The 2,830-nt window shown below is 71.7% G+C and carries 2 protein-coding genes and 1 pseudogene; all 3 read left to right on the top strand.

Going from position 1 to position 2,830, the window contains the following annotated elements; translation table 11 throughout:
* A pseudogene (locus JWP28_RS14535) lies at nt 1–520 on the top strand (methyltransferase); the annotation flags it as partial.
* A gap of 34 nt (nt 521–554) precedes the next feature.
* Complete coding sequence (locus tag JWP28_RS14530; protein ID WP_299543966.1) at nt 555–1,496, top strand: L-threonylcarbamoyladenylate synthase; 942 nt, start codon at nt 555–557, stop codon at nt 1,494–1,496.
* A 23-nt stretch (nt 1,497–1,519) separates the two neighbouring features.
* Nucleotides 1,520–2,827 (top strand): FAD-binding oxidoreductase, encoded by a 1,308-nt coding sequence (locus JWP28_RS14525; protein ID WP_299543964.1) that lies wholly within the window; start codon nt 1,520–1,522, stop codon nt 2,825–2,827.
* Nucleotides 2,828–2,830 lie beyond the last annotated feature (3 nt).

Raw genomic sequence — 2,830 nt, 5'->3', positions numbered from 1 at the left:
CTCGAAGGCCGTGGGCCCCAAGGGCCACGTCTACATGATCTGGCCGGAGGAGTACGCCAAGGAAGCCCAGCCCGACCCGGTGAAGAACGCCGAGCTCGCCAAGGCCGGCTATGCCAACACCTCGGTGGTCCTGCAGCCCGGCGCGGCCTTCGCGACGCCGGAGCCGGTGGACCTAGTGTTCACCGTCCAGAACTATCACGACTATCCAGACAAGTTCATGGGCAAGATCGACCCGATGGTCCTCAACCGGGCGGTCTACAAGGCGCTGAAGCCCGGCGGCGTCTTTCTGGTGGTCGACCACGTGGCCGAGGCGGGGTCCGGCCTGCGCGACACCGACACCCTGCACCGCATCGACCCGGCGATCGTCAAGAAGCAGGTGACCGACGCGGGCTTCGTCTTCGAGGGCGAGAGCGACGTGCTGCGCAACCCCGCCGACGACCACAAGAAGGTGGTGTTCGACAAGAGCATCCGCGGGCACACCGACCAGTTCATCTACAAATTCCGCAAGCCCAAGAAGTAGGACAGCCGCCGGCCCGGCGGTGTAACCAGCCGCCGTGGATCGCGCCGCCGACATAGCCAGTTCTCCCGAGCTCGAGGGGGCCGCCGCCGCGCTAAGAGCGGGCGGGCTGGTCATCCTGCCGACCGAGACGGTGTACGGCCTGGCGGCGGACGCGGGCGACGCGCGCGCCGTGGCGGCGGTCTATGCGGCCAAGGGGCGTCCGGCTTTCAACCCGCTGATCGCCCATGTGAGCGACGTGGCCATGGCGCGGCGGATCGCCCGCTTCGACGACCGCGCCGAGCGTCTGGCGGCGGCGTTCTGGCCGGGTCCGCTCACCCTCGTGCTGCCGATCGCCGACGCGGCGGCGGTCTGCGACCTGGCCCGCGCGGGCCTCGACACCGTGGCCGTCCGCGCGCCCGCCCACCCCTTGGCGCATGCGCTGCTGGGGGCCTTCAGCGGTCCGTTGGTCGCGCCCTCCGCCAACCGCTCGGGGCGGCCCAGCCCCACCACCTTCGCCGACGCGGTCGAGGAGACCGGTGCGGCCGCCGCTGTGGCCCTGGACGGCGGGCCTTGCCAGATCGGGCTGGAATCGGCGGTCGTGGCCCTGCTGGACGAGGCCCGGCTGCTGCGGCCTGGGTCGGTCACGCGGGCGCAGATCGAAGCCCTGATCGGGCCGCTGTCCGAGGCCGAGGCGGATGCGAAACGCTCGCCCGGCCGCCTGGCGCGGCACTACGCCCCGAACCTGCCCCTGCGGCTCAACGTGACCGAGCCGCGGGCCGATGAAGTCTGGCTGGGGTTCGGCGCTATCGGCCTTCCGGAACCCCTGAACCTCAGCCCCGACGGCGACCTCGCCGAGGCGGCGGCAAACCTGTTCGCCTACCTGCGGGCCGCTGACCGGTCGACGGCCGCGGGCATCGCCGTCGCGCCGATTCCGGACGAGGGCCTGGGCGAGGCCATCAACGACCGCCTGCGCCGGGCGGCGGGGTTTGTGGGCTAGGCCCACGGCGCTAGACTGGAGCCATGACCGCCCCCGTTCCCGCCGATGTGCTGTCCCGCCTGAAGGCCGTCCTGGGCGAGGGCGGCTGGAGCCAGGATCCGGAGCGGCTGGCGCCCAAGCTGTTGGAATGGCGCGACCGCTGGAGCGGCGAGACGCCGCTGCTCGCCTTGCCGAAGACCACGGCGGACGTCGCCGCGGTGGTGGGTATTTGCTGCGAGTCCGGGACGCCGATCACGACGCAGGGCGGCAACACCGGCCTGGTGGGCGGCCAGATCCCGATGGGCGAGGTGCTGCTTTCCACCGAGCGGATGCGGACGATCCGCGAGACAGACGCCTTCGACGACGTGCTGGTGGCCGAGGCCGGGGTGACCCTGGCCGCGGCGCACGAGGCCGCCGCGGCCATGCGGCGGCGGTTTCCGCTGGGCCTGGCGTCGGAGGGCTCGGCGACGGTGGGCGGGGTGGTCTCCACCAACGCCGGCGGCACCCAGGTGCTGCGCTACGGGATGACGCGCAACCTGGTGCTGGGGCTGGAGGCGGTGCTGCCGAACGGCGAGGTGTGGAACGGCCTGAAGCGCCTGCGCAAGGACAACACCGGCTACGACCTGAAACAACTGTTGATCGGGGCCGAGGGGACGCTGGGCGTGGTCACGGCCGCGGCGCTGAAGCTCTATCCCGTTATGGCCTCGCGGGCGGTGGCGATGATCGGCGTCGAGAGCCCTGAGGTCGCGATCCGGCTGCTGGTCCGCGCCAAGGACGAGACCGGCGGGGCCGTCGAGGCCTTCGAACTGATGGGCCGGCTGGGCGTCGACTTCGCGCTGAAGAACATCGCCGGCACGCGCGATCCGCTGGCCGAGGTCCATCCCTGGTACGTGCTGGCGGAGTTCTCTTCCGGCGAGCCGGGGTCGGCCGAGGCCGCGATGGAGCGGTTCCTCGCCGCCGGACTGGAAGACGGCCTGATCCGTGATGCGGTCGTCGCGCAGACCGACGCCCAGGCCAAGGCGCTGTGGGCCATCCGCGAGAACCAGTCGCCGGCCCAGAAGCCCGAGGGCGCCACCTGGAAGCACGACATCTCCGTTCCGGTCAGCCAGGTCGCGGCCTTCCTCACGCAAGCCACTGCCGCCATGCAAGATTTCGCGCCGGGCGCCCGCATCGCCGCCTTCGGCCACATGGGCGACGGCAACATCCACTATGACGTCCTGTGCGCCGACGGCGGCTCGGACGCCGACCCCTCGGCGCGGCGCGACGCCGGCTCGCGCATCGTCCACGACATCGTGGCCGCCATGGGCGGGTCGATCAGCGCCGAGCACGGCCTGGGCTCGATGAAGACCTAGGAG

Origin of the sequence: Phenylobacterium sp., assembly GCF_028290885.1 — a bacterium.
Lineage (GTDB): Bacteria > Pseudomonadota > Alphaproteobacteria > Caulobacterales > Caulobacteraceae > Phenylobacterium.
This window is presented reverse-complemented; position numbering and strand designations above follow the sequence as displayed.

Excerpts from the sequence above, each read along its gene's own strand:
- JWP28_RS14525 (WP_299543964.1), top strand. The coding sequence starts at position 1,520 with ATGACCGCCCCCGTTCCCGCCGATGTGCTGTCCCGCCTGAAGGCCGTC.